The sequence below is a fragment of the Candidatus Harpocratesius sp. genome (assembly GCF_054039255.1).
The window spans coordinates 1-21230 of the sequence record NZ_JBPLBG010000045.1 but is presented as its reverse complement, the minus strand read 5'-3'; the positions used below and the strand labels follow the sequence as shown (position 1 = coordinate 21230).

Genomic DNA, 21230 nt, shown 5'->3' with positions numbered 1-21230 from the left:
AATTTAAAATCTCCTTCGCCTACTCTTGCTATATATTCACCATTCTTTCTTATAATATACTTTATTTTAGGTTTTTTGCTCGTATCGACCATTATTATTATTCTCACCCATCCACTCGCTTTTCTCGTTTTTCTTCTTTTTCTTGCTTTTCGATTCTTTTACCATATTTAATATAAAAAAAAAACTAAAAAACTTAGCGCTTTTTATCACTGTTAATTGCCAGCGATTCAATTCTCGAGCACCAGAGCCCTAACTTGTTCCATATAATAATTCCACGTTTTTAGTGCAGCGGGGTTAAAACTTTCATAATATTTCTGAAAATTGTCGTTAAGGTTAAGAATAGTATTGATGCATTCGCAAATCATCCTGAATTGATTAGGATCGGCAAAATTCTTCATGGAGTTTTCGATGTTTGCATACCATTGGTCGAGGAAGCTGTTAAACATTATATCGCCGTTTTCGTCCACCGTCGGAACGCCATCTTCATCGAGCATTACTCCGAACGCATCAACTATGTTCATTATTCGAGTTTGGCTGGCAATAGTAACATCTCCTTTTTTATTATAAAATGGAATTTTATATTCTATTCCTAAAAATTTTGTATTTGCATGTCCTGCCAATTTTTCAGCCCTCAGCCATTTCGCCATTTTTGTGATCGATTCTCTTATGCTTAAAGCCTTCATTTCCGGCTGATTTCGCAATAAGAAGAAACTGCGGGCATCTTCTAACACTATACGGACCAACATTTCGGGAATTGCAAATGGTTCTTTCTCATTATTTTTATCCAATTTGAATTCTCTTAAATTTTCATCGAATTTATTTTTTTCTCTATTACTTGGAAAAATATTGATAATGGACAGCCCATTTTTGAAAGCAGTCCAGACTTTGCGAGGTTTCTTTTCCCAATATTTTTCATTTTTAATATCAACACCATGCATACCGATCCCGTAAATGCCTGGAAATTGCCAAGACGATGTTTGGTCTGGAGAATTATGCAACCAAGCTATGTTTTCCATCACCAGAAAATCCATTAGATAGCCTTCAATTTGCTTAGTTTTTTCCGTTTTGAAATATTCACTCGTGGCAGGATTCCAAAGTTTCATCAAAAACTGCGGCAAAATCAAAGAATAGGTATAATTAATCTGTATGAACTGGGTACTATGGTAAAAAAGGTCAAAGTCGCAAATTCATGCGTTGTTGGGTCCTTCTACATACTAATAGAAATCAATCGATAAAATAGAATAAAATGGATTATCGTAAAAGAAAGTTATTTTTAAATACTGTTTCTTAGCAATTCTATGCATTAATTAGTACTCTGCACCATAATATCATTCTGATTCATCCATATGTCCCGTCAGGCGATATTACAAGATGAGATGATAAATGGAAATCGCATTTCGCGATGTTGATAAGTATAAAGATATTTGGGATTAAACAATAATGTAACTCACTTGTTCACAGAAATAAGCAAATATTTGTTCGAATAAGTGCGAATAAGTTTTTAAATTTCTGTAAATCAAGTGAAATCACTTTTACTCAAGATTTCGAATGATGTTCCAATAATATCAAGATTTGATTGTAACAAAATTCCTACAAAGAATCAACATCTAAATACAAGAAAATTGCTTGAAATATCTCGATGATGGTGGAAAATATAAAATAAAATATTTCTCTGAACTCTCAAAAAAAAATAACAAATAAATATCTTAAAAATTTTATTACAATTAATAAAATTTATGAATAATTTTTTAGATGAATTACGAAAGTTTTTTAGTTTGAAATAAGAAAAATAACATGGGAAAGAATATGAATTTCGCGCCACCGATCTGGAAAAATCCACAAGAAATGCAACATATTGTGATGGAATTGCGAGAATTGATAATGCATCAATATTTCCAGAAAGCTTTGGAACGAATTGAGGAACTTCCCAAAGTATCAGAACCTTCACGATATGAGAAATTAACAGAACAGATTGCCGATTTAGAAGAAATATGTCGAAATAATCTTCGATTACTCGCGGAAAACGAATTAACAAAAAATCTAGCGGTTGAAGGGAAACTTGAAGAGAGTTTTGAAAAATCAGATAAACTACTTTTGCAAGCATATACTGTGCCAATATTATACTATATTACGCCTTCTACTTTGGAAGAGATTCATCGCACTAAAGATTGGATTAAATGTAAGATTGAAAAAGAACGTTATTCAAAATCTTTCTGGTATTAATTAAAAATCCTTCATTCTTTTTGAGTTTTAGTCATTATATCAGTAGTATTAGTAATGAATATCAATCTATTTTATTTTGAATATTGAAAAATTTGGGGTGATCGTTGTAGGATTTGCAGATTTTTTCACCCGTCTTCCTTCAAGAGTTGAAATTAATCTACATCCATAAAAAGTAGATAACATCTCTTAATAAAATCCCTTTAGTTTTAAACTAAAATTGAAATCATACAATAATTATTCCGATGCATTTTGTATTTATTGCTACTGTTCTAAATTCGAATTTATTACAATTCATCATGTGAAATAACAGCAAAAAATTAATTTAGACATATGAAAATTAGCAGAGATAAATCAGTAAAAAAGAAGAATAAAAATTATGACAATAATATGATGTAAAAAAAAAAGAGAAGAAAAGAAACCTTTTTTATTTCGTTTTTAATAATTCATTTTTAGTATTTCATTTTTAATCTTTCTTTTTTAATTTATTATTTTCAATTTAGAATACTCAAATCAAATTTGCTTTACTATTTTCTTATTTCGATAATGTATGTTTTGCAACTTCTTCAAGAAATTTCTTTTTTATTCTTTTACCTGTGGGTGTTTTCGCAATTCCACCAGTTCCTGTTTCCTTTAAATTTACAGGAAGAGCTCTTCCAACATGCATCATTGCAATTATCACTTCATCTACTGGAATAATAGAAGTAACTCCAGAGAGAGCCATTTCAGCAGAGAGAAAAGCATTCATAACCCCCATTGCATTTCGTTTTATGCATGGAGAAATCACTAAGCCTGCGACTGGATCACAGATTAATCCCATTACATTTTTCAAGCACACAGCAACACCATGGGCAATTTGGTTTATATTTCCTCCAGCCATATAAATGGCAGCCGCAGCCGCCATAGCTGAAGCCACACCAATTTCTGCTTGGCAGCCACCTTCACTTCCAGATAGAGTTGCCATATTTCCGATAATTGCTCCAACTACAGCACCAATCAAAAAGGAATGCAAAAGATCTTCATCGCTTTTCTTTAAAATTTCTTGGGATTTAAAAAGAACTGCAGGAAATACACCACAAGAACCCGCTGTGGGTGCAGCACAAATAACACCCATACCATTAGAATATTCAACAATTGACATTGCCCAATAAACTGCTTCCTTCAAATCTTTACTTAAAAAGATCGGACTAGATAATAAATGTTGAGATTGTTCAATACTTTCTTTAATAGGCAAATCAATATCCAGTGTATTACCTTTTTCAAGCGAGAGCTTCATAACTTCTATAGATTTTAATGCTTGATTTAAAATAGCATCTCGAGATTTACCTGTAGTCAAGATTTCTTCTTCTATTATGAGATCATGAAGAGAAACACTAGAAGAATTTGCTTTCGTGATTAAATCATTCATAGAATCAAACATTTAGAATTATCACCTCCGAAATGGCAGATAGTTTTTCCAGTTGCTCTTTCAAAGCAAAAGGAACAGGTTCTTGAAACTCGAGCCAACTAAGAGCTTTATTTTTCCGAATATCTCTAGATAAATGCATTTCGGTTACATTCAATCCCAATTTTGCAATTACATCAGTTATCTTTGCAATAATACCTGGTTTATCTTGATGGATTTCAATAATTGTGGGATTATCAGCCATAAAACCTGCATCCATACCATCTATTTCTTTAATAATAATATTTCCACCTCCAATTGAAGAGCCTATAACAACTAACGACTTTTTTTCTGAATGTAACTGAATTTTTATCGTATTTGGATGATAATCAGCACCCAAATCCGTAGTAATAAAAGAATATTCCAGATTTAATTCAGATGCTGTTTTAACACTAAAGGGAATCCTCTCATCATCAGGTTGATAACCAATTAAGCCTCCGATAATAGCAACATCAGACTTATGTCCCAGATAGGTTTCAGCGAATGAACCGTGCAGATAGATTTCTGCTTTTTTTGGAATTCCGCTGAAAAGTAAGTGTGCGATATAGGCAATCCTGCATGCACCTGCAGTATGAGAAGAACTTGGACCGACCATTATATGGCCTACTACATCAAAAATACTATCATATTTCATTATTGCTAGGAAAGAGAATTACCTTAAGAATTATTGGGTAGATAAATTTGAAATCATTTACAAAAATAAAAGAAAATGGAAGAATTTGAAAAAAAAGGAAAAATCTCGATCTATACTAACATCATTAAAATTTATAATATATAATTTTTTCATTTAGATGAATAGTATCAAGAAAATGGATTACTTTGTTATGGATGGTGAACGCGATGATCCCAATAGCCATCTTTTTTACCTGTTAATTCATATTGTCTTAGAAGATCCTCAAAAAGATTCTCTTCTTCCATCTGCTCTTCTAAAAACCAACTTAACATTTCAAAAGCATAAATTTCACTTTCTTTTTTTGCTAAATCCCATAAAAATTTAATTCTCGCGGTAATATGTTGTTCATGTTTCACTGCTTCTTTTAAAACAGTTTCTACATCATTCCAATCAGAGGGTACTTTCTCAATTTGACCATATTCAACTTTTCCACCAGCATCTTGGATGAATTTTACAAATTTCATTGCATGCTTATATTCTTCTTTTTCAGCATGAATTTTCATAAATGCTGCAAAATTATGTAATCCCCGTTCTTCTGCCCAAGCACTCATAGCTAAATAAATATACCCCGAGCGTAATTCTTCTACAATTTGAATATTAAATTCTTTATTTAAATTATTTCCTATCATTTGAGGCATTTTTCTCACTTTTAACATTTTTTTATTTATTTCCTTCTTTCTTTATTAAAAAACTTATTCGCACAAAAAGGAATTCAAATTTCTATTAGATAAATAGATATTTAACTTAATTGATAAGAAAAATAAATTGGCATTAAGAAAATCTCTCTAAAAAATAATGATATCAACACAATTTCTTTCTTAATATAAGCATAAGAGAATAACACAAATCCTTCATTAAATTTTTTTTTGCAAAGCCATGAAATGCGAATAAGTTTATAATTGACCAATTTCTGAAAAAAGTAAATATAATATGATTTATGAATATACAATCTCAGATTAAATTTACAATTTAAGAATTTCTGGTGATAATAACGGTAATTAACAAAGAGAATCAGACACAAGATAAAGTTCCTTGCATTGCTTGTGGGAAATTGATAACCCCATTGGCGAATCATATGAATCTATGTACAAAATGCAAAATGGATTGGAATTTTAAAATTAAAATAGATAATGAAAACGAGATAATTCCAGCAATAGAACAAATCTTAGATTATTTTGCGACGGATGTAACTGAGGCATTTCATAAAGATCCTGCTGCAAATTCTCTTATCGAAATTCTTACATCATATCCAGGCATTCAAGCAGTATTACTTTATCGAGTGGCACATTTCTTTTGGATATTAGGAGTTCCATTCATTCCCCGCTATTTATCTAATTTAGCCCATCAATATACTGGAATTGATATTCATCCTGGAGCTAAAATTGGAAAACATTTTTTCATTGATCATGGTTCTGGAGTAGTTATTGGAGAAACAACAGAAATTGGAAATAATGTCACTCTTTTTCAGAATGTAACACTTGGAGGAACAAGCATTAAGAAAGAAAAGCGACATCCGACATTAGGAAACAATATCATAATTGGAGCGGGTGCAAAAATCCTCGGACCTGTAATAATTGGTAATAATGTTAAAATTGGAGCAAATAGCGTTGTGACGAAAAATGTTCCTTCAAATTCAATTGCTGTTGGTGTACCTGCTCGCATTATTCACGAAGAAGCACACATATCAGAGCAAATTTCATCGTTATCACATGGTATTTTACCAGATCCTGTGGCAAACTTAATTCAATCTCTCGAGAATAGAATTTCAGACTTAGAAAAAAAAATGAATATAAAAAAAACATAGCTATTTGACTTAATCGTTTAATTTAAAAAATAACAAAGAATTAATAAAAAGAAGAAAAACTTATTCGCACTTTCATCTTAAAAATAGTTGATACCCACATGAAAAAAAAAAATAGGGGGAATTATTATAGCATTTAAAAAAGATATTCTTGAAACCATAGGAAGTACTCCAATAGTTAGGTTAAATAAGATTTTTGACCATTTTCCTCAAATTAAAGATTCAAATGGAAAAATTAATGTGTTCGCAAAATTAGAAAATTTCAATCCAAGCAGTTCAGTAAAAATCCGAATCGCCTTTAAAATGTTACAGAACGCAGAACAAAAAGGATTAATTAATTCTGAAACACATATTGTAGAACCAACATCTGGTAATACAGGAATTGGATTAGCCATGGTAGGTGCAGTAAAAGGATACCGAGTTTCATTGGTAATGCCTGAAAATGCTAGCGTTGAAAGAAGAAAAATAATGAAAGCTTATGGCGCCAAACTCATTCTTACTCCTGCAAGTGAGGGAATGAAAGGTGCGATTGCAAAAGCTCAAGAACTTGCCGCAGCTGATTCAAATGTTTTTATTCCGAACCAATTTGAAAATCCTGCAAATGTCGAAGCACATGCGCATGGAACTGCTCTAGAAATTTGGCAAGATTTGAATGGACAGATCAATGCATTTGTTTCTGCAGTAGGAACAGGAGGCACAATAACTGGAATTGCAAAAACTTTTAAGCATTTCAACCCAAAAATTTCGATTATTGCCTTAGAACCGGAAAATTCACAAGTAATAGCAGGAAAACAAGCAGGAAGCCATAAGATCCAAGGAATGGGAGCAGGTTTTATCCCTTCTATATTGGATAAAGAATTAATCGATTATATTCTACCTGTTTCAGACCAGGAAGCATTTTTATATGCTCGTTATCTGGCAAAAAATGAGGGTATCTTTGTTGGAATTTCTTCAGGAGCTGCTTTAGCTGGCGTGGTTAAATTTATTAAAATTTTAGAAACAAAATTGCCAAATATTGATAAAACACATAAATATAATATTATTACAGTCTTTCCAGATACAGGAGAAAGATATTTATCAACGGAACTTTGGTAATGTTCTTTTTATGCATACAACTTTTTTATCTTAAGTATTTCATTTATATTTATAGAATTCATTAATTTGTCAAGTACTCAACAAACATTTCAAATAATCTAAATTCAGATTAATTTGTACACAAACTAATCTACACTTAATATTGTGAAGAATATTTTTAGTATTTTTGCTCCACTTTCAAGGTTGTTGATTTTATTATGTGTAAATTAGTTTAGATTAATTTTATTACTTACTTCAAATATCATAATTAATCTAGAAGAAAAATAAAAGAAATGATATATTTTAATCTCAGTATTCTCTTCCTATTTTTTATAATTCTTTTTATACCTTGAACGTTCAATTACAATGCACAACCTTAAAATATATCATTAATTTTAGTGATATGATCACTTATGCATATTAGCCCTAAGGCTTCCGAATACATGGAAGAACAAGCAAAAGAATTCGAGAAACCAATTTTAGTTGTGTTTCAACGAGTTTACCGCGGTTGATGTGGCACAGAAGTGGTTAATGTTGTAGCACCAGCCAGTGAAGAAATGGTCCAAGATAAAAATGCGTTTGAAATAAAAAAAGCGGAGAAATTTAAATATCCGATTTATTTGGATAAACGCTTAGCACATCTATGGACTCAAGCAAAAATAGACATCGCAGGTTGGGCAGCATTTAAACGCTTAGTGCTGATCGAAGCATAATAACAAAATCCGCTGAATGACGATTTTCTATAAACCACGGAGAAAATCTGACACCTCTGTGTGAGGGGATTTTCCTTTTTTTAATTTCTAACATTTTACTGTGATTATTAAGAAAGATTTCAAGATTCAATCATTTTATGCATTGAACCGCTCTGAAATCCTTCTAAATCCAATGTAATATAAGTAAAACCATATTCACGCAGTCTATTTACAATTTTTGCCCGAATCTCTGCATTTGAAAGTACTTTATAAAAATCTGGACCAACTTCGATTCGAGCAAGCAATTGTTTAGTTGGGAGTAATTGCTGAATTCGAACACGTAGAGGTGAATGCTTATTAGGAAGAAGAGAACGGACGAATGCTTCACTTTTATCTACACTCTGTAGTAATTCTGGAGTAATTGGAATATTAAAAGGAATTCGAGAAGCTAGGCAAGCTTGAGAAGTATAGTGCTGTGAAATTAAATTTAGCAAACGGCTGATTTCAATGATATCTTGTTTTGATATTGATGCAAGTGCAAACGGAGATTCAACCCGGCTTTCTTTTAGAGCTTGGAGCCCAGGTCGATCTAAATTTAGATCCGAATAATTTGTCCCATCAACGACTAAATTATAACCCATTTCTTCAGCGAGTTCTTCAAGGTTATTTAATGATAACTGTTTACAATAATAACATCGATTTGAATTATTTTTTTGAATCATTTGAATTCCTAACAATTGAATTGAAATTGAGCGAAAAGGAATATTATAATATTCGCAAAATGATTGAGCTTGAACAGCTTCTATACTTGGTGATAATTCTGAATTAATGAAAACAGCCAGAACCTTTTCTGCATATTTTGAAGCGAGATAAGTTAATAAAGCACTATCTCTACCACCAGAAAATGCAATAATGACTTTTTTATTACTTAAAAAAGATTTAATGTCATTTAACTTATTCACAAAAGCACTATTTCGTTCCAGTTCCATCAATTGATCCATGGTATCCATCTCAAATTTCAAAGAAATTCGAATTTAAATTACAAATATCTTAAAACAAAAAAGGCAAAAAAGATATTTATTTCTATGGTTTATTGGCAATTTTATTAATGATATCTCATAAAAGCTTCTTTTTATTTTTCTTCAACTTTAAGATTAATAAAAAGAAATAATCATAGTATAGTGAAAATTCTTTGTATTTATATTAAAAAATAATTGTGAACCAATTTTATCATTTTTTCCTCACTAATCTTTATTTGATTTCTTGTTTACAGGTAGATTTAAAATAATATGAAATCATGAATCACTTAAAAGATGAAATGCTTCATCATCAATAGCTGCACTATGTATTTTGTTCTGAATCGTTGACCAAAAGTGAATGTGTGAATTTATAGTTCTTTAATGCATAGAATTATTTTTCGACTAAGATCATTTGTAACTATTGGTGGAATATAAATTTTATATGGATCTTTTTCCCATTTAAATTTATTTAAAAAAAGAATCATACTTTGTAAAAAATGACCCAAATACCAACCATCAAATGTCCCTTTTGGATATCCGCAATATTATTTTGAATTGAATTCTTATAAAATGGCAGCTTTAGAATTAATTTAATTATGAAATATTTCCTAAAATTTTTTAAAAGAGCCGGTTGATCATAATATACGAACAAGGGATTTAAGTAAAGTAAAATCCCTATGCATTAGGTGAAAAAATATGGCAATTTGGGTTTGTACAGTATGTGGCTGGGAATATAATGAAGAAGAAGGATATGGAGATTATCCTGCTGGAACGAAGTTTGAAGATCTTCCAGATGATTTTGAATGCCCAGTGTGTGGAGCGTCTAAAGACGATTTTGAAAAACAGTAGACACAATTAAAGAAATTAATTTTTTTATAATAAGTAATAAAAACCTTTTTTTTGATTTTTTCTTTAACATTCATTTGTTCATAGATCTTGTCCTAATGATCAAATTACTTCTTCTTTTTCATAAATGGATGATGTTTTATTCAGCACTTTTATAATCACAACATTTTATAACTGAAAATACCAATACAAATAAAGATCTAAAATTTATTATTTTAAAACTACAACAATTGGAGGTTCGAAATATTATGAAAGATGTTTCAATAGTGCTCTGCGGTGCAGCAGGGCAAGGAATACAAACAGTAGAACAGTTGCTAGTGGGTATCCTAAAAATGTCAGGTTTTAATGTATTTGCTACTAAAGAATACGAATCTCGAGTTCGTGGGGGAACGAATTCAACTACTATTAGAATTGGAGAAAAAAGAATTTCTGCATTTGTAAATAGAATTGATTTATTAATTCCATTTAATATTGATGCAATTCAACATGTAACTAATAGAATCTCAAAGCAAACCTTTATAATTGGTGACGAATCTTTATTTTCAGATTCAGAGAAGTTAGATTTGATTTCAGCAAAAGTATCAATCTTCCCTTTTAACCAAACTGCATTAGAAATTGGTAACAAATTATTTGCAAATGTAATTGCTGTTGGTACTGTTACAGGATTATTTGGAGTGGATTCTGAGATTGGCCGAAAATTCCTACAAAAGAAATTCAATCAAAAAGGAGAAGAAATAATTCGAAAAAACCTTATCGCTTTTGGAAAAGGATATGAAATGGGACAGTCTCTTCAAAGAGAGAAAGGTATTGATTTTTCAATTAAACGGAATTCTGAAATAGAAAAAGAAATCTTGTTTAATGGAAATCAAGCAGTAGCATTGGGAGCAATAGCTGGAGGATGTAATTTTATCTCAGCATATCCAATGTCTCCATCAACTGGTGTTTTGATTTTTTTGGCGCAACATTCAGAAGAATTTGAGATTGTCATCGATCAAGCTGAAGATGAAATTGGAGCCATTAATAAGGCAATTGGATCTTGGTATGCAGGTGCACGAGCAATTGTATCTACTTCAGGAGGAGGTTTTGCCTTAATGAGTGAAGGACTATCTTTAGCTGGAATGATGGAATCACCATTAGTTGTGCATATTGCACAACGACCTGGTCCTGCCACAGGACTTCCTACACGTACGGGTCAAGAAGATCTAAACTTGGCATTATACAGTGGTCACGGCGAATTTTGTCGAGCAATATTTTCACCTGGAACAATAGAACAAGCGTTTTACCTCACACAAAATGCATTCAATTTAGCAGATCGTTATCAAATTCCAGTATTTATCTTAACTGATCAAGACTTTGTTGATGCATATTACAATATTCCGAATCTGGATTTAGAGAAAATTAGAAATGAATATGCTATTGTTAAAACTGATGCAGATTATAAGCGGTATTCCTTAACAGAAAATGGTATCTCCCCTCGAGGGGTCCCTGGATATGGTGAAGGATTGATACGGGTAGATTCAGATGAACATGATGAAAACGGCCATATAACAGAAGATATGGAATTTATACGTCCAGAAATGGTGAAAAAACGCTTTTATAAACGATTAAAATTGCTAAAATCGATTGCACAACCACCAGAAATCACTCCAACGGAAGATTATGATACATTAATTGTATGTTGGGGTTCTAATTACCATGTGATCAAAGAAGCAATTCAAATTTCTCAAAAACCAAAGGTTTCCATGATGCACTTTCATCAAGTTTATCCAATAAATGAAAAGGTGCCAATGCTTCTGTCAAAGGCTAAGAAAATATTGTTATTTGAAAACAATGCTTCTGGGCAATTTGGCAAACTTTTGAAATTAGAAGCTAACTGTGATATTCCAGATTCTCAAAAATATCTTAGATTTTCAGGAAAACCTTGGTCAGTGGAAGAAATAACTGCAATAATTGAAAAGGAGGTATGCTAAATGCAATATAATGCAAAACTATATGATATGTCTCATGAAAAAGCGTGGTGCCCAGGATGTGGAAATTTTATTCTCCATCGATATTTACGTGAAGCCCTGGCAGAATTGCAAATACCACCAAGAGATTTAGTCTTTGTATCTGGAATTGGCCAAGCTGCAAAGCTTCCGCAATATATGAAAGGAAATATGTTCAATGGACTCCATGGACGAGCTTTACCTGCTGCAATGGCGATAAAAGCGGCAAATCCTACATTAAAAGTAATCGTAACCAGTGGAGATGGTTGTAGTTATGGTGAAGGAGGAAATCACTTTTTGGCTCAGATCGAAAGAAATTCTGATATTGTGCATATTGCACATAATAATATGATTTACGGTCTTACTAAAGGACAAGCATCTCCAACCAGCTTAAAAGGAATGAAAACACCGGTGCAAGTCATGGGAGTAACGAATGAACCATTTAACCCAATTGCTGTTGCAATCGCTATGGGCGCCACATTTATTGCAAGAGTGTTTGTGGGAAATAAAGAACAGACTATTGATATTTTAAAACAAGCAATTAATCATAAAGGATATGCATTGGTTGATAGTTTAGTTCAATGTGTATCGATGAATAAGCTCAATTCATTCCAATGGTATAAAGAGCATACATATATAATTGAAAAAGATCATGATATCCACGATCGAAAAGCAGCTTTTGCAAAGGCGTTAGAGCATGATCCATATCCAACGGGAATTTTCTATGAAGAAAAAGGGAAACCAGTGTTCTGGGAACAATCTGCAGCTTATAAAAAGCGAACTGATCCTCTCTATAAACGAAAAGTGGATATTGAAAAACTTAAGGTGTTCATTGAATCAAAACGAAATTAATCTACAATTAGAATAAAATATTCCTTCTAATATTACAACAATATAATTTTTTAAGTTTTTCATGTTTTTTTTATTAAATCTTGATCAAATTTCCTTGTGTATATTGAAGATTTCTTTTAAAAAATGAAAGATCACCATAGAACTTCTGCACTTTTCAAGGCTTTCAATGCATTACTCACATCAGTAGCACAAAAATTCAATAAAATTGCCCCTGATTCAAAAACTGCAGGCAAATTTTGATTATAAAAATTTATAGGAAATAGAACAGAAAATTTCTGCATTCGCTTATATGCATTAGTAAAATGAAATACAGCTTCTTCTAAATAATGATTCCATGTTTTTCTAGGGTATTTTTTAATAATTCGCTTTAAACATTCAGATGCTTCAAGAAATTGGTTTTTTGTATATGATCCTAATAAATAATTAAAATGTTCATTAAATTTTTCTCCTTGTTTTTCATGAGATTCAAGGATTTCTGCCCAATGCTTAATTGCTTCAATTCCAGTGTAATATTTTTGCTTATCCAATTCATTACCTTCCAAAAATTGAATTGCTTGATGAATAATATCATGAACATTTCCTCGACGAGAAGATTGATTGTCTTGAGGTGAATAAAACCATATTTGCATATAATATGGAGAATTAATTGAATCAAATCTAAGAGACTGAGACGCTATATTATTATTTTTATCCAAACCATTCATAATATAATTGAATCCTTCAATTTCATTAACCAAATAATACTCTGCAAGAACTCCACCCCATATAATTACAGGATAGCCAAATTCAATAATATTCTTAATAATAAAGCGGTAAATTTTTTGGGCTCTTGCTAAATCTTCTAATGTGATAGAATTGGGAGAAGCAGGAAATGATGAATGAATTTGCAGCATATTCAGCGGAATTTTGAATAAATTTAGATTTTGTTGAATATAGTTCCAAATATCTATCCCTAAAGGAATATTTGAAAGTTTTTCTGTTATGTATTTGGGAAATCGATATAAAAATGCTAAACCTGTAATTCCAGCAATATCTACTGCATCAAATTCTAATTCAAACAAAGGTAACAATCCAGATAGACAGCCAATAAAAGAATTTGGATGAGATTGCATTTGAACATGATTACGCGCACTAATATTAAAGACATCATTTATTTTATTTATTTCACCTATTCTATTTTCCCCATCAATTTCAAGAATTTTATCCATTCCATCAACGTTCTTCATTATACCAATATTACGTTTATCATTTGCAATAAAATCATTATCAATAGGTTCATTTTCCATCTCTTCATAAAGTGAAGTATTTAGTTTAAGAAATCTTCTACCCCGATTTGTTATAGTATAAACACCACGTTTGGGTTTAAATATTAACTGAAGTTTTTCCAATTCAGCTAAATGATTTGCAAGGGCTGTCTTTCCCAATGATATAATAGTTAATAATTGAGCAAATTCTAATGATTTCTCTGTGAAAAGAGCCATTAAAATCTCCAAACGTTTGGGATAAGCTAAAGCTCGGAAAATTCGCGAGATTTTTAGAATTTCGGGATGTAAATGGAATTCTTCTTTGACCATGAGCCTATATATTTTAGGAAGAACATATTTTTTAGTATTATGGGAAATTTGCCCCAGAGAACCAAACACATTATTCAGGTAATTGAAAAAGAAATTAACTGTACTTTATTAGAAAATAACAAATTAGATGCAGAAAAGCCAAGATATATGATAAAAAATGGTAAAATTGTGGGTCTTTTTCTGTCAAATTGCAAAATTAAGCATATACCTCGAAAAATCTCCTTACTAACCTCATTAAAAATATTGAATTTAACTAACAATTTGATTTCTTCAATTCCTAAAGAATTTGCACATCTTTCACAATTACGAATATTAAATCTCTCCAATAACCCATTAAAGACACTTCCTGAAATTTTTTTCAGTTTCTCATGTCTAGAAGAAATATATATTGCAAAAACAAATTTGAAGAATTTACCAAAATCATTGCATAATTGTAAACACTTGAAAATATTATCCGCATTTGATAATGATATTAGCATAATACCTTCTTGGATTAGAAATTTTAAAGAACTACAAATTTTAGCTTTAGGAAATAATTATATTATGGAAATCCCCACAATAATTGAAAATTTAATCGAATTAAAAGAGCTTTCGCTATATCAAAATAACATTAGTACTTTACCAGAAGAAATTGGAAAATTGAAAAATCTTCAAGAATTGAATTTAGACAGCAATCAGTTAACGGAATTGCCACGTAATATTGGGAATTTGGATAATTTAACTGATTTAATTATAAAAAATAATGCATTAGCAGAACTTCCAACTGAAATTACTAAATTAAAAAATTTGAAAAGATTTTGGCTTAGTAACAATCCTTGGATGGGGTTTTCTTCTAACATTGTAGATTGGTTAAATAAACTTGATGAGAATGGTGCAGATTTACAATAAAATAATGAAGCAATTAAATAAAATAATTATAAGAAAAAAAAGGTCATAAAAGAGAAAAATGAGGAAAAAAAACAAAAAAATAACTTGCTAATTAAAGCTTGAAGGATTTAATAACTCTAAAGTGTGATTGCCAATTTATAAGCAGAATAAATCGCATCTTGCGCATCTCCAACCACAGAGGCATCTCCTATTACATAGGAGGGAATTCCACCTAAATCCAAATTTGCTAAAGGATTATGGGATTTTAATCCAGTAGAAATTACAATATGATCAATATTTTCAAAATTTATCTTTTTTCCATCGCGTTCTGCTTCAACGGAATATTTTTCGCCTTGTTTTATGATGTTTTTAATGTAAGTATGATCAGAAAATACAACATTTTTTTCCTTCATGAAATTAAGGGAAAGCTTTTTGGCAATCATTTCCATTTTTCCGCCAAAGTTTTCTGTCCGCTTAACAATTGTTACATAATTACCTTTTTCAATCAATGCAGTAGCAATATCGACTCCTATCAGTCCCCCTCCAATAATTAAAATAGATTTGTTTTGAGGAAGATTTTCTTGTAGTAGAATCTCTGCCCAAAAATAATCAGAGAGATTTGGAATTTGTGGAATTTTTGGGATAGAACCAGTTGCTATAATGATTCCATCGTAATCTGAAAGTTCGCCAGAGTGAGTTATTTTTTTATAGATTACAGCGACATTAGATTTTTTAAGCCTTTCAATGTAAGAAGGAATCAAGCTTTGAAGCGATTTTTTATGAGGAGTTAATGGTGCAAAGCGAAATTGACCACCAAGTTCATCTTTTTCGAATAAATCCACACGATGACCTCGTTCAGATAACACTATAGCTGCTTCCATTCCTGCCAATCCTCCACCAATAACTGCAAAATATTTTGCTTTTTCCACTTGAACTTGCTTAATTTCTTCCTTTTGAACGCTTGGATTTACCAAACACTGCAATCCACTACCAGATTTTACACCACCTAAGCATCCTTCAGCACATGCAAGACAAGGGACTATTGGATCAGGATTTTTTCCTTGCAATTTCGAAACAATTTGTGGATCCGCCACCAACCCTCTTCCAATAGCAAAATAATCAGCATTATACTCTTCAATGAGGGTTTGGATATCCTCAACAGAATCTATTCTTCCCACAAAAATTACAGGTATATTTATTGACTTTTTGATTTTCTTGGCAAAATCCCATGTTTTTCCTTTAGGTACAAACATATGTTGGAAAAACCATGGTGGAGTTGAGCATACTGTTCCAGCTGATACATGAATTGCAACAGCACCATTTTCTTGTAAGATTTTTGATAATTTAATCATCTCATCAATATGAATACCATCTGGAATCATCTCATCCCCACTTATTCGAACAATTATTGGGAGATCAACAGAATTCTTAATAGACTTGAAAATATTTAATGGAAAACGAATGCGATTTTCAAAAGAACCTCCATATTCATCTTCTCTGTCATTCACTGCAGGAGAAATAAATTGCGCAAATAAATATCCGTGGCCAAACTGCAATTCAATCACATCAAAACCCGCTTCTTTGACTCGTTTTGCTGCAGATATAAACTGATCTCGAATAAAATCCATATCTTCTTTATTTACTTGTTTTGGAATCGCACCACCATTTTCACAAGGTTTGGAAGTCGAAGAATAAAAAACATTATTTTGAATTTTTGGATTTACCATTCGTCCAGGATGATTTAAATGAGCAATTACCTTCGTATCAAATTTATGAATTGTTTCAACAAGATTTTTTAAACCAATAATTTTATCATCATTATCGATTCCTAGTTGTGTGGGGAGTTCACGCAAATTAGGTGCTAAATAAAGAGGTTCTAATATCACAGCACCCAAATCTTTGCATCTTTGACCATAAAAATCAATGTGAGCTTTAGTGACTACGCCGTTCCCATTACTGTATCCAGTCTTAATAGGAGCAAATAAAAACGGATTTTTAAAGTTTAGCATAATTATTCAAAAATATTGTTTCATAAAAATATTCACTTCTGGAAGAAAATTTGTCAAATTTCAAAAAATATGAAAAGAAATGCAATAAGAATAAAGTTAAAGAGCGAATAAGTTTATTTAATCACTTTAGAGCCATTATACAAAATTGATAAAAAGAATCATATTTTCCCCAGAAACGATCAAGTAAATAATTTTAAAGAACAAAAGAGTAAGAAACAAATGAAAAAAGAAAAAAAATCAAGTTATTTCGAGAAAATTACTCAATTTTCATAAATATGGACCCTTTTGCGTTACAGATTGGACAATTTTCTGGAGGTTCACCTTCTATGGTATATCCACATACAGGACAGACATACATCTCACTCTCAGGCAAATCTTCCCCTTTTTCTGCGGCAGTTAAGGCATCGCTATACAACTTATGATGAATTTTTTCTACTTCATTTGCCCAATAAAAGCTCTGCTCGGCTTTTTTATTCTCTTCTTCTTGTGCATTTTTCAGAAATTCTGGATACATTTCTGTAAATTCATAATGTTCTCCATTAATAGCGTCTTGAATGTTTTCCACCAAAGATTTAACACCACCATACACTCGGAAGTGATTATGGGCATGAACGGTCTCTGCAGCTGCAGCTGCACGGAAAACGCGTGCAATTTGGTGGAATCCCTCTTTATCTGCTTTTTTTGCATATGCCAGATATTTACGATTAGCTTGAGACTCTCCTGCAAATGCAGCCAGTAAATCCTTTTCACTTTTTGACATTTTTTTCTCACTCTTCATTTTTTTAATTTCAATTTCCTAATTTCAGAATTATGCTTTATTTGTCCATAATCCATGCTTATTGCAATATTCTCGTGCAATGACATCCGCATCATCTATAGGAAATTCTGCTACAGGTGGATCTCCTGGTTTTAAGTATTGTCGGTATTGTTTGTTTCCTGAAATTACTTCAATCATGGTTATCCAATGATCATCAACCATTGGATGAAGAGTTGATCCAACGGTGACTTTTATTCCTTTATCTGTTCTTTCCACTATAGGGACATGCTTTTCGTTTTTCCAATCTGCAGTTTTTGGTGATAAGGCATCAAGATGGCATTTTTCATCTGTACATGCCGTACCTTCAAAAACTTTTTCATATAACTCATTACAATTCTCACATTTATAGTAAGTACTTTTCATGATTTTTTCCCCCATTAATATAAATTGGAGTTGTTTATGATTTAGCACTCTAATTAATTAAAAATCGTGATTTTAATTTAAAAAAAATGTGATACTTTTACCTTTAAAGTAAAATCAATCTTCATCAATTTTCAAATAAATGATCTCATCCTTTTTATTCTTTATTTTTAGATTTACTTTTTTTGTTATGCTTAATTTTTTTAAATAGTTTAGGCAAATACAGTGGAATTAATAACCCGATAATTAAAATAAGAAATCCCCCACCGACTATTTTTTTTATAAAGCTTTGAAGATAAGGATCATCTACAAGAAAATCAACAATTTCAAAGACAATACCAGCACCCAATATGAGGTTGACGATATTCAAGATCTTCTCTTGGCGTTTACTTGCTTCTTCTTGTTTATCCAAGAATAAAGAGTTCAATTCTTGAGTATTACTTTCCAATTTATCTGAAATCATTTTCCAATTCTTTTCAATATTATATAAGTTTACACAATGTTGAAGAAGTGTATGATAATGCTGACGATGACTTCTGGAAAGATCTGTAAAAAATGGCGCTAAGGTTCTCTGTAGAATCATCTTTAATCGAGTTGTTTTTTCCAGATCATCTTTAATTAATCCTGGATCCTTTTCTTTAAAATCACTTGAAGTTAATTGGCTTGTATCAATATCTATCTCAGAATTGACTAAAATCATGGCGAAGCCAATTGTACGCATTTGACAAACAGTTTTAATAACAGTATTAAACATATATCCAGTTGAATTTGGGGTTTCATAATCTTTAATAAAGAATTTATTGTAATTTTCAGGTCTCATATAAAGAAATGCAGAGTTACGGTGAATAAAATGCATTTCAGATGATCTATTTGAAAGATTTACAGCTACTCTACGTTCATAAAGTAAATCATGATAATCAGGAAATTGACCAGAATACAAAACACACCAATCCCCAATCTCACGTCGATATTTTTGAATATTCTGAGGATTCCATTCAATTGTCAATAATTCCTTTGGATCGACTTCAGAACATACATTAAAAGCATAAGGAACAGTTTTCTCATCAAAAAGAAAATGGTCTCCAAATTTTTTAATCAAACCAAACCAAAATGAAAACACGATCTGTTGCAAATACTGAGGTCTGATTATTTTAACTTCAAAATCAGGATCAACATCATTTTTTAGTCGAACTCTAATTAAAATATAACCCAATTTATTGTATGTTTGATTACTATAAACATATCTAAAATCTTCAATATAATTTTGCCAATCGAAACTACACTTCAGATTGTGAGCAATGCGGACAATTTTTTCTCGATCTTCTTCTTCAGGAACAAAAGTAGGATTGAGATTACTTATTGTAATATTTACTAAAATATCATTAACGAACTTCTCCATAACGTGTAGATTTTTTGAGATCTCATTATCTGAAAGATCACAAAGAACACTAATCCCTAACCATTGCTCTTTGAATATAAAATGCATTTCTGGTTTATTTTCATCTATCATAATAGTATAACCATGATCTTGAAATACTTAAAAGTTCTCCTTTTGATAAGGAAAAAAAAGCGACTTTATTTTGAATTTTTTTTATGGTTTGTAATCATATTTGTTATTTATTCATAGTTGGAATATAAAAGCGACGATAAACATGTAAAAATCGCTGAATTGTAGTAATAAATACCAACACAGCAAATAACCATAAAAGAAATAACCTGATAATAGGAAAGATAACCATTACAAACAAAAACTTATTCGCACAAGAATGATTCACTTCTTTTCATAATTCCTCCTGAATAATATATAACTTTCTTTTCTGTAGATATTTTCTGAAGAGTGCGAATAAGTTTGAAGCTCAGCTTTTAGCATACATTGTAACGCATCGCTTAGCTTTTAATATGTTCGGCTTATAAAAGAATCAATCTTACCTACAATTGCTTATTCTTAATCCTCAAAAAATATTCTTCCTTTCACAAGGATATTATAACTCAATCTTAAAATACTTTCAAAAGTAATATTAATAGAGAAAAAAATGGCGCTTAATTTACAAATTTATTTGAACGGAATTACTGCTTGGATCATGGTAATCATCGCTTTTACCTATTATATAATTTTTTTAGTAAAATATTTTCAGAAAAAAAAATCTCTTTTACCATATGTTTCCTTAGCCGCTTTATGCTTAGGCACTTTTTATTTAGGACCTGGAATTACTTTTCTGAAATTGATATTTTCAGGAACAAACCTTGATCCAACGTTGTATTTTATGATGTCTTACACTTTAAGTCCCGTAGGAACATTGATCATAGTTTATTTAGGATTTAGTATTTTTCAACCAAAATATAAAAAACAAGCATCTTACTTTTATCTTGCACTTTTGGCGGTATATTGGATCTTTATGTTTATTTGGCCAGAAAATGCATTTGAAACAGTTGCTGGCGAAGAAATGCTTGACATAAATTTGACAGGTGTTATTCGAATTTTCACAGCATTTAATATCTTAACAGTCTTGTTAGTCGTATCAACAGGATTCATTCGATTAGCAATTAAAATGAAGAAAAAAGGAGCACCAAAAGGCGATGTTACTCAACTATTCATGGTAGGATTTGGATGGTTATTGTTCGTTGTAGGTGGAATTATAGATGCAATTATTCCTGCATCATTATTCTATATAATTGTAATTGGTCGAATAATAATGGCAATTAGTTACTTTATGATTTTTGAGGGATTTATGCCGCCAAAACAAGAAAAAGTTACAAAGAAGCAAGAAAATATACCCGAATAAAGAATAGATTGAAAAATCACGTTAATAAAGGATAATGCACTCCATTTTCTAACATTTTTTTTTCTCTTAATTTATATTAATTCATTATTTAATTGAGTGTATTTTAAGATTAATCTAATTTAAGTTTTTTGCCTTTACTCCATTATTTGACTCCCTTTTGCTCCCAATATCCCAATTTTGACCGCATCGATTTTCCCTAATGGTGATTTGAACT

Annotated in this window: 20 protein-coding genes; 9 read left to right on the top strand and 11 right to left on the bottom strand. The window is 31.1% G+C overall.

What is annotated here, in order from left to right:
* Positions 1–227: 227 nt before the first annotated feature.
* Positions 228–1031, bottom strand: a complete 804-nt coding sequence (locus tag ACXLDF_RS11015; protein ID WP_457558581.1) for a hypothetical protein — start codon at positions 1029–1031, stop codon at positions 228–230.
* 775 nt (positions 1032–1806) lie between these two features.
* Here ACXLDF_RS11015 and ACXLDF_RS11010 point away from each other — a divergent pair.
* Positions 1807–2223, top strand: coding sequence for a hypothetical protein (locus tag ACXLDF_RS11010; protein WP_457558580.1), 417 nt, complete (start codon positions 1807–1809; stop codon positions 2221–2223).
* 532 nt (positions 2224–2755) lie between these two features.
* Here ACXLDF_RS11010 and sdaAA read toward each other — a convergent pair.
* The 3 genes from sdaAA to ACXLDF_RS10995 all read right to left on the bottom strand — a co-directional run bounded on the left by sdaAA (position 2756) and on the right by ACXLDF_RS10995 (position 4975).
* The gene (gene sdaAA, locus ACXLDF_RS11005; RefSeq protein ID WP_457558579.1) at positions 2756–3640 is read right to left on the bottom strand and encodes an L-serine ammonia-lyase, iron-sulfur-dependent, subunit alpha; all 885 of its coding nucleotides are present in this window, start codon (positions 3638–3640) and stop codon (positions 2756–2758) included.
* Positions 3633–4298: an L-serine ammonia-lyase, iron-sulfur-dependent subunit beta gene (sdaAB, locus tag ACXLDF_RS11000; protein WP_457558578.1), complete on the bottom strand. Its 666-nt coding sequence runs from the start codon at positions 4296–4298 to the stop codon at positions 3633–3635. The genes sdaAA and sdaAB overlap by 8 nt, the downstream gene beginning before the upstream one ends.
* Positions 4299–4486: 188 nt before the next feature.
* On the bottom strand, positions 4487–4975 hold the full coding sequence (locus ACXLDF_RS10995; RefSeq protein WP_457558577.1) for a ferritin: 489 nt from the start codon (positions 4973–4975) through the stop codon (positions 4487–4489).
* Positions 4976–5319: 344 nt separating this feature from the next.
* Between ACXLDF_RS10995 and cysE the strand changes: the two genes are divergently transcribed.
* From cysE to ACXLDF_RS10980, 3 genes are all read left to right on the top strand, one after another.
* Positions 5320–6141 (top strand): serine O-acetyltransferase, encoded by an 822-nt coding sequence (gene cysE, locus ACXLDF_RS10990; protein WP_457558576.1) that lies wholly within the window; start codon positions 5320–5322, stop codon positions 6139–6141.
* 111 nt (positions 6142–6252) lie between these two features.
* A complete protein-coding gene (cysK, locus tag ACXLDF_RS10985; protein ID WP_457558582.1) occupies positions 6253–7233 on the top strand; it encodes a cysteine synthase A in 981 nt (326 codons plus the stop codon).
* A gap of 503 nt (positions 7234–7736) precedes the next feature.
* Positions 7737–7925 carry a hypothetical protein gene (locus tag ACXLDF_RS10980; RefSeq protein WP_457558575.1) on the top strand — a complete coding sequence of 63 codons (189 nt, stop codon included), beginning with the start codon at positions 7737–7739 and terminating at the stop codon, positions 7923–7925.
* Between the two features lie 119 nt (positions 7926–8044).
* On the opposite strand, the gene larE is transcribed toward ACXLDF_RS10980, so the two are convergent.
* The gene (gene larE, locus ACXLDF_RS10975) at positions 8045–8905 is read right to left on the bottom strand and encodes an ATP-dependent sacrificial sulfur transferase LarE (protein WP_457558574.1); all 861 of its coding nucleotides are present in this window, start codon (positions 8903–8905) and stop codon (positions 8045–8047) included.
* Between the two features lie 714 nt (positions 8906–9619).
* On the opposite strand from larE, the gene ACXLDF_RS10970 reads away from it, so the two are divergent.
* The 3 genes from ACXLDF_RS10970 (at position 9620) to ACXLDF_RS10960 (ending at position 12606) form a co-directional block, all read left to right on the top strand.
* Positions 9620–9772 (top strand): rubredoxin, encoded by a 153-nt coding sequence (locus tag ACXLDF_RS10970; protein WP_457558573.1) that lies wholly within the window; start codon positions 9620–9622, stop codon positions 9770–9772.
* 245 nt (positions 9773–10017) lie between these two features.
* Positions 10018–11739: a 2-oxoacid:acceptor oxidoreductase subunit alpha gene (locus ACXLDF_RS10965; RefSeq protein ID WP_457558572.1), complete on the top strand. Its 1722-nt coding sequence runs from the start codon at positions 10018–10020 to the stop codon at positions 11737–11739.
* Positions 11740–12606: a thiamine pyrophosphate-dependent enzyme gene (locus ACXLDF_RS10960; RefSeq protein ID WP_457558571.1), complete on the top strand. Its 867-nt coding sequence runs from the start codon at positions 11740–11742 to the stop codon at positions 12604–12606.
* Positions 12607–12737: 131 nt separating this feature from the next.
* Here the strand turns inward: ACXLDF_RS10960 and ACXLDF_RS10955 are convergent, their stop codons facing one another.
* Positions 12738–14180 carry a winged helix-turn-helix domain-containing protein gene (locus tag ACXLDF_RS10955; RefSeq protein WP_457558570.1) on the bottom strand — a complete coding sequence of 481 codons (1443 nt, stop codon included), beginning with the start codon at positions 14178–14180 and terminating at the stop codon, positions 12738–12740.
* A 39-nt stretch (positions 14181–14219) separates the two neighbouring features.
* Here ACXLDF_RS10955 and ACXLDF_RS10950 point away from each other — a divergent pair, with 39 nt between their 5' ends.
* On the top strand, positions 14220–15068 hold the full coding sequence (locus tag ACXLDF_RS10950; RefSeq protein WP_457558569.1) for a leucine-rich repeat domain-containing protein: 849 nt from the start codon (positions 14220–14222) through the stop codon (positions 15066–15068).
* A 116-nt stretch (positions 15069–15184) separates the two neighbouring features.
* Here ACXLDF_RS10950 and ACXLDF_RS10945 read toward each other — a convergent pair whose 3' ends face one another.
* The 5 genes from ACXLDF_RS10945 to ACXLDF_RS10925 form a co-directional block, all read right to left on the bottom strand.
* Positions 15185–17056: an oxidoreductase gene (locus ACXLDF_RS10945; RefSeq protein ID WP_457558568.1), complete on the bottom strand. Its 1872-nt coding sequence runs from the start codon at positions 17054–17056 to the stop codon at positions 15185–15187.
* 256 nt (positions 17057–17312) lie between these two features.
* Positions 17313–17816 carry a rubrerythrin family protein gene (locus ACXLDF_RS10940; protein ID WP_457558567.1) on the bottom strand — a complete coding sequence of 168 codons (504 nt, stop codon included), beginning with the start codon at positions 17814–17816 and terminating at the stop codon, positions 17313–17315.
* A gap of 48 nt (positions 17817–17864) precedes the next feature.
* Complete coding sequence (locus ACXLDF_RS10935; RefSeq protein ID WP_457558566.1) at positions 17865–18236, bottom strand: desulfoferrodoxin family protein; 372 nt, start codon at positions 18234–18236, stop codon at positions 17865–17867.
* Between the two features lie 154 nt (positions 18237–18390).
* Entirely contained in the window at positions 18391–19743 is a 1353-nt protein-coding gene (locus ACXLDF_RS10930) for a hypothetical protein (RefSeq protein ID WP_457558565.1), read from the bottom strand.
* A gap of 103 nt (positions 19744–19846) precedes the next feature.
* Complete coding sequence (locus tag ACXLDF_RS10925; protein WP_457558564.1) at positions 19847–19972, bottom strand: hypothetical protein; 126 nt, start codon at positions 19970–19972, stop codon at positions 19847–19849.
* A gap of 294 nt (positions 19973–20266) precedes the next feature.
* On the opposite strand from ACXLDF_RS10925, the gene ACXLDF_RS10920 reads away from it, so the two are divergent.
* On the top strand, positions 20267–21016 hold the full coding sequence (locus ACXLDF_RS10920; protein ID WP_457558563.1) for a hypothetical protein: 750 nt from the start codon (positions 20267–20269) through the stop codon (positions 21014–21016).
* Positions 21017–21230: the final 214 nt, after the last annotated feature.